The 14,001-nt window shown below is 42.0% G+C and carries 11 protein-coding genes; 5 read left to right on the top strand and 6 right to left on the bottom strand.

The features are described 5' to 3' along the window. Positions 1-179 precede the first annotated feature (179 nt). The 5 genes from BMW45_RS23045 to BMW45_RS23025 all read right to left on the bottom strand — a co-directional run bounded on the left by BMW45_RS23045 (position 180) and on the right by BMW45_RS23025 (position 6,084). Entirely contained in the window at positions 180-1,568 is a 1,389-nt protein-coding gene (locus BMW45_RS23045) for a sulfatase family protein (RefSeq protein ID WP_092249480.1), read from the bottom strand. Between the two features lie 27 nt (positions 1,569-1,595). Beyond that, positions 1,596-2,774: a glycoside hydrolase family 88 protein gene (locus BMW45_RS23040; protein WP_092249478.1), complete on the bottom strand. Its 1,179-nt coding sequence runs from the start codon at positions 2,772-2,774 to the stop codon at positions 1,596-1,598. Positions 2,775-2,891: 117 nt separating this feature from the next. After that, entirely contained in the window at positions 2,892-3,719 is an 828-nt protein-coding gene (locus tag BMW45_RS23035; RefSeq protein ID WP_092249476.1) for a carbohydrate ABC transporter permease, read from the bottom strand. Positions 3,720-3,731: 12 nt separating this feature from the next. Next, entirely contained in the window at positions 3,732-4,628 is an 897-nt protein-coding gene (locus BMW45_RS23030) for a carbohydrate ABC transporter permease (protein ID WP_025232972.1), read from the bottom strand. A 112-nt stretch (positions 4,629-4,740) separates the two neighbouring features. Continuing rightward, entirely contained in the window at positions 4,741-6,084 is a 1,344-nt protein-coding gene (locus tag BMW45_RS23025) for an ABC transporter substrate-binding protein (RefSeq protein WP_092249469.1), read from the bottom strand. A 318-nt stretch (positions 6,085-6,402) separates the two neighbouring features. On the opposite strand from BMW45_RS23025, the gene BMW45_RS23020 reads away from it, so the two are divergent. The 5 genes from BMW45_RS23020 (at position 6,403) to BMW45_RS23000 (ending at position 13,039) form a co-directional block, all read left to right on the top strand. Further along, positions 6,403-8,163 (top strand): sensor histidine kinase, encoded by a 1,761-nt coding sequence (locus BMW45_RS23020; protein WP_092249466.1) that lies wholly within the window; start codon positions 6,403-6,405, stop codon positions 8,161-8,163. A gap of 30 nt (positions 8,164-8,193) precedes the next feature. Then, entirely contained in the window at positions 8,194-9,816 is a 1,623-nt protein-coding gene (locus tag BMW45_RS23015) for a response regulator transcription factor (protein WP_092249463.1), read from the top strand. A 4-nt stretch (positions 9,817-9,820) separates the two neighbouring features. Next, entirely contained in the window at positions 9,821-10,936 is a 1,116-nt protein-coding gene (locus tag BMW45_RS23010; protein WP_092249460.1) for an anaerobic sulfatase maturase, read from the top strand. 251 nt (positions 10,937-11,187) lie between these two features. Beyond that, a complete protein-coding gene (locus tag BMW45_RS23005; protein WP_092249457.1) occupies positions 11,188-11,520 on the top strand; it encodes a PadR family transcriptional regulator in 333 nt (110 codons plus the stop codon). Next, complete coding sequence (locus BMW45_RS23000) at positions 11,513-13,039, top strand: permease prefix domain 1-containing protein (RefSeq protein ID WP_092249454.1); 1,527 nt, start codon at positions 11,513-11,515, stop codon at positions 13,037-13,039. The genes BMW45_RS23005 and BMW45_RS23000 overlap by 8 nt, the downstream gene beginning before the upstream one ends. A gap of 154 nt (positions 13,040-13,193) precedes the next feature. On the opposite strand, the gene BMW45_RS22995 is transcribed toward BMW45_RS23000, so the two are convergent. Further along, entirely contained in the window at positions 13,194-13,868 is a 675-nt protein-coding gene (locus BMW45_RS22995) for an HAD family hydrolase (RefSeq protein ID WP_092249451.1), read from the bottom strand. Positions 13,869-14,001: the final 133 nt, after the last annotated feature.

Genomic DNA, 14,001 nt, shown 5'->3' with positions numbered 1-14,001 from the left:
CCGCTTAGCGGGTTGCTTAGATATCTGCACTTTGCATGCTCTATTAGGTCAAGGCACATAAAAAGCGCCGGAAGAAGTCCGACGCTAATAGTATGTGCCTAATTGATTCTTTCTATTTCATGGTAAGTTAGGCAGGAATTTAACTTTTGGTTAAAGATCAATACCTGATTCATTTAATTTTACCTGTCCCACAAAAACGGATCTTCTGTCTTACACAGGTAATTTTTAAGTTTTTCCCGGTATGCCAAAATTTCTGCTCTCTGGCACTCCGGCTCCAACAGTTCCGGATTTATCTGGTAAGGATCTTCTATATTATCATAAAGGTATTCCTTTTGTTCCTCTCCAGGAGCATAGCCGTTAAAAATGACATAGGTATAACGTTTGTCCTTGATGCCTCTCCAGCCATAAGCCTTATGGGTAAGCCCCTTGTCGGAAAACGCCTTTACCGCATCCGCACCACCCGGATAGGAACAGATCAACATATCCTGCGGTTCGTTCTCATCTTCTCCGAACATACCTTTCACATGACTGTAACCCTCGCACGTTTCAGGTATGGACAGCTCCAGAAGATCCAAAATGGTCGGCATATGGTCCGGACTTGCAAAGATTCCGTCATTGTCTGCGGTCTTAATTCTTCCCTTCTGACGGATCATAAGAGGAATATGGATGGACTCCTCATACCAGACATTTTTGCTCATCAGTCCATGGGAACCAAGCATTTCCCCATGGTCAGCAGATAAGATGACAATGGTATTTTCCTCCATACTATGATCCTTTAAATATTGAAGGATTCTACCAAACTGTTCATCGATTCCATGGACTGCAGCATAATATTGCCTGGTCTGGGTTTCCAGAAGTCCGCCTTTTTCCCGCATCTCTTCCGGTACGTTTTCCCTGTAGTGAACTTCTAAATCATTAAATTTCTCATAATACCGGTCCGGTACCAGTTCATAGGGAAGATGGGGTGGATTATAGGATAAGTACAGCGCAAAAGGCTGCTCCTCTTCTTTCCTGGCTTCCATATACTCGATGGCCTTATCTGTCTCAAATTCCGCAGACCACTTTCCGGGTTTTATTTGCTTTTCATCATCCTGCCAGTAATGAGGATCCAAATGGTCATCCCAGGCTCCATAAGACAGCCAGTAGTCAAATCCATGTCTTCTCTCCCCTGGCGGCGTATAGGCATCCCAGTCTTTTGCGCCCGATTTAGGACTTAATGAAAAGTTAAGCTCTGAAGCATCCAGATGCCATTTGCCGATATATCCTGTGTGATAACCCTCGGTTTTCAGTACATCTCCGATGCAGAGCTCCTGAGGCCGTAGCATGACCTTTTCTTCCAGTCCTATCTTGCAATTGGTCCACATCCCCACACGGAATGGGTATTTCCCTGTCATCAGGGAAGCTCTGTGAGGAGAACATAAGGGGTACGTACTGTAAGCATTGGTAAACCTCATGCTCTCCTGTGCAAAGGAGTCAATATTAGGAGTCACCACCTGATCCATGTTCATAAATCCCATGGCGTGAGCCCGCCACTGGTCGGCAAAAACATACAGCAGATTCGTTTTCATTTTTTTCTCCTTATTCTTCCACAGTTCTTACCAGTACAGCTCCCAGTCCTTTGAAAGCCTGGTAAGAGCCTCCATGTAAAAATAGTCACCCCAGGTATTGCACTCGTCCACGCCCCGGTTCGTACAGGTATTTTCCTTAGAATCCCTGGCGTAGGTGCCATGAAGCAGCAGTCCGTTGGACTTTTTGTAATCCTTATTGGCGCACTGATCTGCCAACGCCCTAAGCATACGATCAGCCGCATCTAAATATACCATGGCTTTATCTTCATCCAAATATTTTGCCATTTCCAGGATTCCGCAGACAGCAATGGCAGAAGCGGAAGAATCTCTTGGCTCCGTGCTTCCTGTGTCAAAGTCAAAATCCCAGTAAGGAACAAGATCATCCGGCAGGTGTTCGATAAAATAATCCGTTACGCTGCAAAACAGATCCATGTATTCTGTATTTTTTAAATACCGGTAGCTTAAGGCGATTCCGTATATGCCCCAAGCCTGGCCTCTGGCCCATGCGGAGCCATTGCGGTTTCCCTGATGGGTCACGCCATAGGTCGGCTCCCCGGTCTCCACATCAAAGAAATGAGTGTGGTAAGTGGAATGATCCGGACGAAGAATGCATTTCATTGCAGTTCTTATATGATTTTCCGCTTTTTCTTCATAAGAAGGATCTCCCGTTACTTCTGTTGCCCAGTAAAGCAGGGGAAGGTTTAACAGACAGTCAATGATTAGCCTGTATTCCTTCGGTTCTCCTGGATTACCCCAGGCCTGAAGAAACCTTCCTTTATCCCGGTAACGTTCCGCCAGATGGTCCGCTGCCAATAAAGCAGCCTTTTTTGCGTGTTCATTGCCGGTCAGCTTATAGGCTGCCACACAGGATAAGCTGAATAAAAATCCCATATCATGATGGTTTACATCAATTTTATTTTCAATTCTGTCAAGAAAGCTTTCCACCTGCACTTCTGCCGCTTTCCGAAACGCTTCATCGCCGGTATGCTCATAAGCTAACCAGATCACTCCTGTCCAGAATCCTGTTGTCCATTCTACATTTTCTGTTGCTTCATAAAATCCGTCAAAGCTGTTGGAAGATTGGAATTTATCCGTAAATACCGATAGATTTTCTTTGACGATCTTTACAGCATCATCAAGAGCTTTTTGAACCATACCCTCTTCCATTCCAGGATAGGTTTTTATTTGTTCCAATGTCTGTGCCATATGATTCTCCTTTCCTCCTACTGTCCATCTATTTGGACATAAAGGTATACCCGCAGGGTGTTTCCTCCTATTGTCCATCTATTTGGACATAATGGTATATCCGCAGGGCGCTTTCGCTTAGCCCTTGATTCCGCTGGCTGCAACGCCCTCAACAAAGAACTTCTGGCAGCTTAAGAATACAATGATGACCGGGATCAAAGAGCATACAGAGGCTGCCATGATCCATGCATAATCCGCTCCGAACTGGGATATAAACATCCGGATACCAAGCTGAATGGTCTTTAATTCTTTTGTCTTTAAATAGATCAATGGTCCCATGAAATCATTCCATACATTCGTAAAGGTAAAGATAGTCAGGGTTGCCATTGCCGGCTTGCCAAGTGGGAATACGATTTTTGCAAATATACCGTACTCGTTTAATCCATCAATCCTGGCTGCCTCACACAATTCGTCAGGAATGCTGATATAAAACTGTCGGATTAAAAATACGCCGAATGCGGAAAAGGCCTGCATCAGGATTAATCCTAAGTGTGTATTGTTAAGTCCAAGCTTGGAAACCAGAATAAACTGGGGGACCATGTAAACCTGCCATGGAACGGCTATGGTCGTAACATACATAAGGAATATTAAATCTCTGCCTTTAAAACGTGTCTTCGTAAAACCGTAAGCAGCAAAGCAGCTGGTGAACAGCTGGATCACGGTCGTAATGACCGTCAGCTTGGCGGTATTGAAAAAGAAGGTCACAAGTGGCAGCTTCTTCCAGATGATTTTGTAGTTCTCCCAATGCAACGTATCCGGCCACCACGTCATAGGTATGGAAAATACGTCTTTATTAAGCTTTAAAGAAGAAATCACCATCCAATAAAAGGGTACCAGCATAAAAAGGGATAAAGCAATCAATCCCAGATACAGAAATATGTTGAAATACTTTGATTTTGTTCTCATCGCTTTCCCTCCTTACATCATATCTTTAGACCACTTCTTTTCACCAGCAAACTGAATCAAGGTGACAACAAGGACTACTGAAAACAGAACAAGTGCGCCAGCGCTTGCCGGTCCAAACTCCCAGCTGGTAAACGCCTTTTCATATATATAATTGACCAGAGTCTTAGTGGCATTACCAGGACCTCCACCTGTCATTACATATACGAGGTCAAATACCTTAAAGCATTGGATCGTCAGCATGATCAGCACGAAGAATGTGGTTGGAGTCAGCATGGGAATGGTAATATAACGAAGCTTCTGGAAGCCGTTGGCTCCGTCAATTCCTGCCGCTTCATAAAGAGAACCTGAGATTCCCTGAAGGGCTGCCAGATATACGATCATATAGTATCCCATGTATTTCCATACGCTTACGATAGAAATAGCCACCATGGCCCATTTCACATCCACAACCCATCTGGGGGGCTTGGAAATGCCGATGAATCTTAAAAATTCATTGATTGGTCCAAAATCCGGCTGGAACAGCATATTCCACACCGCACCGACTGCTACGATGGAAGCAATATAAGGGAAATATAATGCTGTACGGAAAACTGCGATTCCCTTTAACTTATGGTTCAACAGAACTGCCAGTAAAAGTGCCAGCACTAAGGTTGGTAATACAGTAAGCAGTGCGTATTGAATCGTGTGAATAAAGGATTGAACAAAAATCCTATCATTAAAAATCTGAACGAAATTGCTTAATCCCACGAATTCCATGGGGGTACGGGACCCATCCCATTTCATAACACTTAAAACAAAAGAAAAGATAACGGGAATGAATACGAAAATTGCATATCCGATTAAATTGGGTAGAATAAAGGAATAACCAATCAGGTTACTTCGGATTGCCTTCATTTGATGAGACTTCATTGTCTTTTTTACTTCTTTCATACAGGGTTAACCTCCTTTTCACCTGCTTTTTGCCACAAAAAGAGCGCCTTGCCATAATGTTTAGAAAAGGCGCTCTCCGGGCAATTAATTTTTACCAGCCCTTGATCTCCGCAACACGCTTGTTCAGCTCTTCGATTCCCTGATCAACGGTATATTGCTTAATCATGATCATTTCATGAACTTCTTCGAGCACAGTTTTGATTTCAGTAATCTTTGGATCTAAAGGACGGTCAAATATATAGTGAGTATAAGTCAGTGCTTCAACATTTGACTCTCCCTCTGGGAAGAACTGTGCAGAAGCAATGGTCTTTAATGACTGCTCTGTTTGGATACCGGTAAATACGCCCTGTTCAGCTAAAATATTAGCTGCTTCTTCGCTGGTTGCAAACTTCACAAAATCCCAGGATAAGTCAGGTTCATCGGTATAAGCACTGATTCCAACAGGAGTAAGAGCTCCTACCGTGTAACCGGCTTCTGTATCAGCAGGATGAGGAATCCTTGCAATGCCCCAGTTAAAGGAAGTTTCATCTGATGCCTGAGACTGGATCATAGTTGCAATAAACCAGGAACCCATAGGCATCATAGCACACTGCTGATTTTTGAATACAGATGAATAATGGATATTTGCTGTCTTTAAAGTAGAGAAATCCTGAATATAACCATTATCCTGTAAAGCAACAGCTTGCTCATACCATGGCTTTAAGAAGGAATAATCCTTTTCAACAACTGTGTGTTTGCCATCCTGAACAGCCCAGTTTGATACAAGTGCCTGCCAGGTGTGGTTATGTCCGCCATAAACCTTTGAGCTGCCTTCACCAGAGGTCATCTTAGCTGCAAGATCGTAATACTCATCCCAGGTCATATCATTAGATGGATAAGGAACGCCTGCCGCATCAAAAAGGTCCTTGTTGTAGTATAAGATATACCAATCGGAACGGTATGGAAGTCCATAGGTAGCTTCGTTATACTGAAGCTGCTCTGCTGCACCATTGTAAATTGATAAATCAAAATTATCTTTCTTCATAAAATCATCCAAAGGAAGAAGCTGTTTTTTATCAGCCATCTGGAGCATGGAACCCATGTCCTTTACCCAGATTACATCTGGATCCGGCTGAGCTGCAGATAAACTGATTCCCAGGGAATTGTTGTATTCATCGGCTGATGTATCAATAACTTTAATTTCAACATCTGGATGTTTTGCCATGTAGGCATCGACTACAGTCTGAAATGTCGGTGATGTATCATAGTCCCATGTTGTAACGGAAAGTACTTTCTTTTCTCCTGTGCTTGCTTTTTCATCTGATTTTGTTGTTTCTGTCTTTTCAGTTGAACCTGCAGCACTGCTCTCGGATGTTTTGCTGCCACCACAAGCAGTTAAAGATGTGCATACCATTCCGGCTGCTAACATCATAGCTAAAACTCGTTTTAATTTCATTAGATTGAAACCTCCCTTTTTTTAGAACTACGCGCGTATGTGTTCTTTGTGGTATAAGAATAACAGATTTAAGGCAATATCGAAATAAACGATTTGCATAATTCTATTATTTTTTTTACTCATAACCGTTTTTCATGATCCTAAACATATATTTTATTTAGATTCTTATACTTTTTTAAGATTAATTTTTATATTCGTTGAATTTCTGCGTAATAAAGGATATGATATTATTAAATTTATTCTCGTGAAGGCAACGAGTCAAGGTCAAGCTTGTTAAACTTTGACGACTGCTCACGGGGTTTAGAAAGGATCTCTGTCATGCCCCGCACATTCCAGTATAAGCTTCTTCTATATAATCTTCTGGTAGTTATAAGTATCGCCTGTGCCGTAAGTTTTTATAACTATCATTCCTATTATAAGGATGCTATTCAAAATGAAACGGAAAATTCTGTTAACCGCATACAGATTCTGTCCGACCGGATGGAAGTTGCTTACGAGGAAATGGTCAACATCATTGTGACCTGTTCAGAAAGAAAGTCTTTATTTTACACACCTTCCCTAAAACAGTCAGAATACGGAGATGCTGCTTATATTAAGCTGTACGCTTCCAATGTACTGAGGGACTTCTGCGCAATTTCAGGTTACAGCAAATATATCTATAAGATCACTCTTTATAGCAACGGAGAAATCCTGCAAGCAGGGAGCGCCTACGGCTCCTCTTTCGATTTTAGAGACATCCAAAATGCGCCCTGGTTCCACGATATGCTTTCCAGAGAGAATACCCAGTATCTTCTCTCCCTGGAGGACAACCCTTTTTCTCCAATGAATTACACCCCTAAGCTGCTCCCTCTTCTTAGACCATTAAAATATTCCTCAAGCAGCAATCCGGAGGATGCCTGGATATTTCTGGCTATTTCTCCCCGCCTGTTTTCTGATACACTGGAAAGCATGGGAGATGGACAGATCATCTTTGCATCCACTTTAGATGGAAGTATCATTTCTTCTGTGAATGGAAAGGATTATGATGTCTCTGATCTGCTGGTCACTCTTAGAAACTTAAAAGATCCCCAGGGCAATTTCAGCACTTTGCTGAATGGAAAGGATTGTATCATCTCCTATCAGAGGCAATTAATCAGCGGTCTGATCTTCTTTCAGATCCTTCCAATTTCAGACCTTAACCTTGACCATGGCATGATTGGGGGTACCATTGCTCTCATATTCTTTTTCTGCTGTACCATCGGCTTAACCTTGTCCTGGTTTATATCCCGCCAGCTAAGCGCTCCCATCAGCCGTTTGAAAAAACGTCTGGAATTCATCTCCATGGGAAATTTCGAACCGGACCGCTCCATTGAAACAGATGACGAAATCGGAAGCATAGGAAAGCAAATCAACCAAATGTCTGACCGGATCTCCGATCTTTTGGAAACCAGAGTTCAAAGCGAAAAAGAAAAAAAGGATTTGGAAATTAAAATGCTTCAGGCCCAGATCAATCCTCATTTCCTCTACAATACACTGGATTCCATCAAATGGATCGCAACCATGCAGAAAAACAGCGGGATCGTTCAGGTGGTCACCGCCCTGTCCTCCCTGCTAAAGAACATGGCAAAGGGATTCAACGAAAAGGTAACCCTTCGTCAGGAATTGGATTTTTTGCAGAATTATGTTATTATAGAGAAAATCCGATATATTGAACTTTTTGATGTAACCACAGAGGTTGATCAGGAAGTTTTATACGATGCCAAAATCGTGAAGCTGACCCTTCAGCCCATTGTGGAGAACGCCATCTTTAACGGAATCGAGCCAAGCGGAAGAAACGGGCTGATACAAATACACGTTTTTGCTGAAAACAGTGTTCTTTATATTACGATAAGAGACAACGGCATCGGCATTTCTCCGGAAGGCATTGAAACGCTGTTAACAGATACTTCCCGCATCACGAGAAGTAATATGAGCGGAATCGGGCTTCCAAACGTAGACCGGAGATTAAAGCTGGTTTACGGAGAAGAATACGGAATAAAGCTGGAAAGCGAATTAGACCAATACACATTAATTACCATTGCCCTTCCTTTGGAATTTTAAGAAGGGCTGACAAAGGGGTATAAAGACAGCATGTATCGAATTATTATTATAGACGATGAGCCACTCATCCTGGCTGGCATCGCTTCCCTGATCATATGGGAAAACTATGAGTGCACGATTATAGGAAAGGCAACCAACGGCCCTTCCGCCTATGAGATGATCATGGATCTTCATCCGGATATCGTTATAACAGATATCCGGATGCCCGTGTTAAGCGGGCTTGATCTGGTGGAAAAATGTAAAGAAAACGGCTGTGACTTTTCTTTTATTGTATTAACAAACTTAGAGGAATTCCATCTGGTGAAAAAGGCCCTTTCCCTGGGTGCCTCCGACTATCTGGTGAAAATTGATCTGAATGAAGAAGCTCTTGTGAACGCTTTGGAACGGGCCAAGGAGGCCTGCGACCTGCTGGTCAATAAGCAGAACCGCCTCCTTGACAGCCAGCTTAAGAATAACCAGGAGGATCTGGCAAAGACAGAGTTCCGCCGCCTTTTTCTTTCCCAGGAGGCATTATCTGATATTCCCGAAGAACTGGAGGAGCAGTATCCGGCTCCTTTTGTTATCCTGTTTTCCTTAAGCCCTATCCACATAGACTTTGAAGCAGGCGGGGGAAGCTATGATCTGCATTCCGTCAGCAGGCAGCTTATGGATATACTGGGCGGGATTGCAGCAAGGTTTTTCTTTCATTACACAATTCTCGAATACCGGCAGGATACGTTTCTCCTTACAGCCTCCTTTAAAGAAGAAGCCTTTTCCCAAAACGTTATAAGGGAATTCTGCCAGAAGTTCAGCGTTGCTTTAAAAACTTACTTTGAGCTTTCTGCCGTTTACGGCGTCAGCAGGACGAAAGAAAAGATCTCGGAGCTTCCCCAGGCATTCTCAGAAGCCTCGACAGCACTGGAGTATTACTACTTCGACTCTTCATCCCAAGTGGTTTTTTATGATGGACAGAACTCCCATTTCAGCCAGGCAAAAAAATTCAATATCAATGTATTTAAAAAAGATCTGGCCGCTTATATAAGCCAGAACGACAGTGAGAAGCTGGCTTCTATTTTTGAAGAAATCATTACCTTGTTCCGGGAGAACAGGCCCCGCAAGGAACAGGCCACCAGCGCCTGCATCAATATCTACACCTATCTCTATTCATTTTTCGAAACAGGGGATGACAGCTATCAGGAGATCTTTCCTTATACCATTAACATTGCCGAGCAGCTGAATCATTTTAACAGCCTGGAGGACATCCTGGAATGGCTGAGAAGTTTCTGTCTGAAGCTATGCCGCCTTTTGGAGGACCGGAAATCCACTCGTTCCGACAAGCTGGTGGATCTGGCCAGAAGCTACATCAAGGAACACTACATGGAAAAACTGACCCTGGCCGATGTTGCCGAAGCTTTAAACATTAGCTCCGGACATTTAAGCAATACTTTTAAAAAACTTACAGGAACTACCCTGTCAGATTATATTGCCCAGGTTAAGATTCAGCATGCCATGGAGCTTATAGATACCCACCAGTACCTGATGTATGAAATCTCAGATAAACTGGGCTTTGATAATCCCTATTATTTCAGTAAGGTATTTAAAAAGGTTACGGGTATATCGCCTAGAGAACACGAAAACCGGGTCACCTATCCATTTACAGACGAAGGGAGTTAAATCCATGCCCCCAGTTAATCTTTTGATCAAACCGGCCTCCGGTATGTGCAACATGCAATGTCAGTATTGCTTTTATCATGATATTATAGAAAAGCGAACACAAGGTTCTTATGGCTTCATGTCGGAGGATACTTTAAAGAATGTCTTAAAAAAAGCTCTGGGCTACGCAGACACTGCCTGCACCATTGCTTTTCAGGGAGGAGAACCCACTCTGGCCGGCCTTCCATTTTTTGAACAGGCCGTAAGGCTTTCAAAGGAATATAATAAGAAAAATTTAGAAATACATTTTGCCCTTCAGACCAATGGCTATGACCTGGGTCCGGAATGGGCGGAATTTTTCGCCAAAGAACACTTTCTGGTGGGAATCTCCGTAGACGGAACCATACATACCCATGATGCTTACCGGAAAAGCGGAAACGGCAGTGCCACATTTCTAAACATCATGAAAACAGTAGATAGCTTCAACAGGTATGGAGTGGAATATAATATCCTCACAGTGGTGAACAAAAGGACTGCGTCCTCTATCAGAAAAATATATCAATACTATAAGAAAATGGGCTTTTCTTATCTCCAATTCATTCCCTGTCTGGACCCTCTGGAAGCTGCCCCTGGTACCATGGAATATTCTCTTACACCGGAATTATACGGACAATTCCTCTGCGACCTGTTTGACTTATGGTATGAGGATTTAAACGCCGGAAAGGAAATCTACATCCGCCAGTTTTATAATTACCTCTCTCTTCTATTGACCGGAAATGCAGAATCTTGTGATATGAACGGTTTTTGCAGCATCCAAAACGTCATCGAAGCCGACGGCGAAGTATATCCCTGTGACTTCTTTGTTCTGGATGAATTTAAGTTGGGGAATTTAAACAATACCGGTTTTGATGAAATACACAAAAAAAGAATGGAAATCGGTTTTCTCTCTTCCCAGAAAGCACCTGACAGCCAGTGCCAGGCCTGTTCTTACTTTTCTCTGTGCAGGGGAGGCTGCTATCGGCACCGTATCATGTCCATGGAAGAAACCTGCCGCAATTACTTCTGCAAATCCTATCAGATGTTTTTTGACCATTGTCTTCCAAGGCTTATGCAGACAGCAGGAAAATTTAATCATTCATGAAAAACATATTAATGTCAAAGACACCATTATGGGGAAAGATCGTTTTCTGGTCTTTCCCCTTTTCTGTATTCTAATGCATGTTCCGGTCATATCTGGATGAACAACCTTCTGATCGCTTTAACTCCAATTCCGGTTTTATTTGGTTTTGATGACTTGACATACTTAGATTGTCTAGGTATAATAATTGCTATACATAGATCATCTAGGTATAGTGTCAGGATAATGACAAATACTGAGAAAGGGGAAATCCTATGGACAAACGGTATATGGCTCTCGGCACTTCTATGCTGGTGCTGAAGCTTCTGAAAGAGCAAAGCATGTACGGATATCAAATAATACGTATACTGGAACAGCAAAGCCAGAATGTATTTCAGCTTCAGGAAGGCACTCTCTACCCAATTCTGCACACCCTGGAACAACAGGGAGCAGTCACCAGTTATCATCAGACTGCAGACAACGGCCGCAGCCGTAAATATTATGCAATTACCTCTCATGGGCAGAAAATGCTGGAAGAAAAAGCAAAAGAGTGGGAGGTCTACCAGACTGCCGTCAATCAGGTGATGGGAGGTGTTCTATTTGAATAAAAAAATCTCTGATTCTGAAGTCTCCCATTTCCTGGAAGAGGTAACAGAACAGATTTCTTATAAACCGTTACGTCCCTCCATCCATCAGGAGCTGGAATCACATATTAATGACCGGATTGAGGATTATGAATCACAGGGACTTTCTCATGATGATGCGGAACACAAGGCTCTTCGTGGCATGGGGGATGCAATTGCCATCGGTACCGAGCTGAATGAGGCCCACAAGATTCAAAAATCTCCTAGACTTGCCTTCATTACCGCTTTGCTGCTACTAGTAGGCTTTGTTCTCTCCTGCTTTTTTCAATGGACACCGGAGCAGATGTCAAATGGCTTTCTTTACTATATTCCAGGAGGGATTCTGCTTGTGTTTACAGCATTAAAGGGGTATCCCTTTTTAATCCGGCACAGAAAGATACTGGCATCATTAATATGCCTGTTGTATTTGGCTCAAATCGTGATATTTTTCCTGACAGAAGTCAGCGGTAGACGGATCGGGATTGTCAGTACTTCCTATTTTGCAACATTACTGTTAGTTCCAGTGATTACAGTGCTGCTGTATTGTTCCCGCCATAACAGAAAGAAATTCCTGACAGCTGCTCTAGGGTGTTCAGGTGTATGGATGCTTCTCATGTATACATTTGGCCCGTATCATTTCAGCGATACTTCAGGAGCCATTTTTCTACTGAGTATACTTGGAACTGTGTGTTTTATGATTCACCGCGGGATTTTTTCCGGTAAGAAAAAATTTCTTTATTCCGGTACACTGGCATTTCTCGTTCTTCTCGGAAGTCCACTTTTTTTAACACCATCCGGCCGAGAAAAAACAGTAGCTTTTCTATCACCACAGTCCGCGATTCGCACCACCTGGGATGATACATACAATGGGATATTGATTCAGGAATTGCTTTCAAGAACACCTCTTACCCGTGGTCTTGAACTCTCCACGGAGGAAATGATGGATTACGGTACTGGCGCATGGTATTTTGCTTCCCGTGATCCATGGCAAATTGGCATAGACACTACATGGATTTATACCGACAAACAAGAGCAGGAATTTCAGGATATGGTAAAGGCAATTCGTAATCAAGGAGGCCGTCCCCGATATATCCATTACCAGGCAGATAATGTGACACTCTGGGATATTCTTCCTCAGCACTATCATAATAATTACTTGATTGCTGTATGTATCTTCCTGTTTGGATGGCTTCCTGGATTGGCTCTGATAGGGGCTATCGGCCTGTTTTACTGGATTCTTTTTACATACATTAGACGGATCCATGGGAATCTGGCTTCATCTCTTGCTTTTAGCTGTGGCCAATGCCTGCTTTGGCAGGGAGTATTTTACCTCTTGGGAAACTTTGGTTATCAATATGCACTTTTCCCCAATCTACCCCTGATTTCGGAGGGGCAGTTAAGTATACTCCTCAATATGTTACTTCTTGGGCTTGTTTTTTCAGCATACCGTTATGACCAAGTAATAGAAGAACCCGTTAATTACAGGCCAATCACATCGGGCTGAGCAACCGGGTCATTAGTTGTAACACATGATATAATAATATAAGAAATTCAACAGTACCGGAAAGAGGTTTTCCGGTACTGATTTTGGATCTGTCTAAATATGTCATCTTATTTCCTGATTACTACACCATCTTAATTGGTGGGCCTGCACCTTATTAATCTATGTATTTCAATATATCATCAAAACTCTTAATATGATAATCTGAATAATTAATAATCATTTCTTTTTGAATATTTGATTTACAATCTAAATATTCGCTAAAAATTGTTTTCATACCCGCTCTTCGAGCCCCAAACAATTCATTTGATCCACCATCGCCAATAAAAATACTTTCCTCTGGCTTGACATTTAATCTTTTCATAGCCGATTGGTAAATTTCTGTTTCAGGCTTCAATATTCCAACATCACATGAAAATATGACCGAATCGAAAAATGCAGACAGTGGAGAATCATTCCAATATTTTATATCAATTATATCAGCATTACTTATAAGGCCTATCTTGATACCTTTTTCACGAACTCTGCCAAGAACTTCAAGTACTTTATTATCAACTGATAATAGTGCACGTTTCATTCGTTCTTCACGTTTCAGTAATATCTTTCGTTTTTGTTCCTCAGTCACGTTATATGGCATAATATTAACAATTCTATCAATTATTTCACGTTCGTTCCTTATCTTTCCCTTTGCCCTTTCATCATATAGTATATTATTTTCAGCATAACTTTCCCATTCAGATGATGATATACCTATGACATCATATTCATTTTCAATTAAATAACAGGAATATATTAATGTAAAAAACAAATCAAAAAAAACTGCCTTAATCATCTCTAAACTCCCCCGTAAAATTCATCTTTTTATTTTATAATACAAGATGCTGTATCAACGATCAATATTAAGTTATTCTCATTCTGGCAATTAAAAAACTACCAACTTTCTATTGATAGTTTTAATATTAATA

The sequence above is a fragment of the Lacrimispora sphenoides genome, assembly GCF_900105215.1.
GTDB classification, from domain to species: Bacteria; Bacillota; Clostridia; order Lachnospirales; family Lachnospiraceae; genus Lacrimispora; species Lacrimispora sphenoides_A.
The sequence above is the reverse complement of the archived record's forward strand: the minus strand, read 5'-3'. Positions and strand labels throughout refer to the sequence as shown.

Bases quoted from the DNA above. Each gene is read 5' to 3' on its own strand.
- BMW45_RS23010 (WP_092249460.1), top strand. From the start codon at position 9,821: ATGCCCCCAGTTAATCTTTTGATCAAACCGGCCTCCGGTATGTGCAAC.
- BMW45_RS23045 (WP_092249480.1), bottom strand. From the start codon at position 1,568: ATGAAAACGAATCTGCTGTATGTTTTTGCCGACCAGTGGCGGGCTCAC.
- BMW45_RS23035 (WP_092249476.1), bottom strand. From the start codon at position 3,719: ATGAGAACAAAATCAAAGTATTTCAACATATTTCTGTATCTGGGATTG.
- BMW45_RS23040 (WP_092249478.1), bottom strand. From the start codon at position 2,774: ATGGCACAGACATTGGAACAAATAAAAACCTATCCTGGAATGGAAGAG.
- BMW45_RS23025 (WP_092249469.1), bottom strand. From the start codon at position 6,084: ATGAAATTAAAACGAGTTTTAGCTATGATGTTAGCAGCCGGAATGGTA.
- BMW45_RS23030 (WP_025232972.1), bottom strand. From the start codon at position 4,628: ATGAAGTCTCATCAAATGAAGGCAATCCGAAGTAACCTGATTGGTTAT.
- BMW45_RS23015 (WP_092249463.1), top strand. From the start codon at position 8,194: ATGTATCGAATTATTATTATAGACGATGAGCCACTCATCCTGGCTGGC.
- BMW45_RS23005 (WP_092249457.1), top strand. From the start codon at position 11,188: ATGGACAAACGGTATATGGCTCTCGGCACTTCTATGCTGGTGCTGAAG.
- BMW45_RS23020 (WP_092249466.1), top strand. From the start codon at position 6,403: ATGCCCCGCACATTCCAGTATAAGCTTCTTCTATATAATCTTCTGGTA.
- BMW45_RS22995 (WP_092249451.1), bottom strand. From the start codon at position 13,868: ATGATTAAGGCAGTTTTTTTTGATTTGTTTTTTACATTAATATATTCC.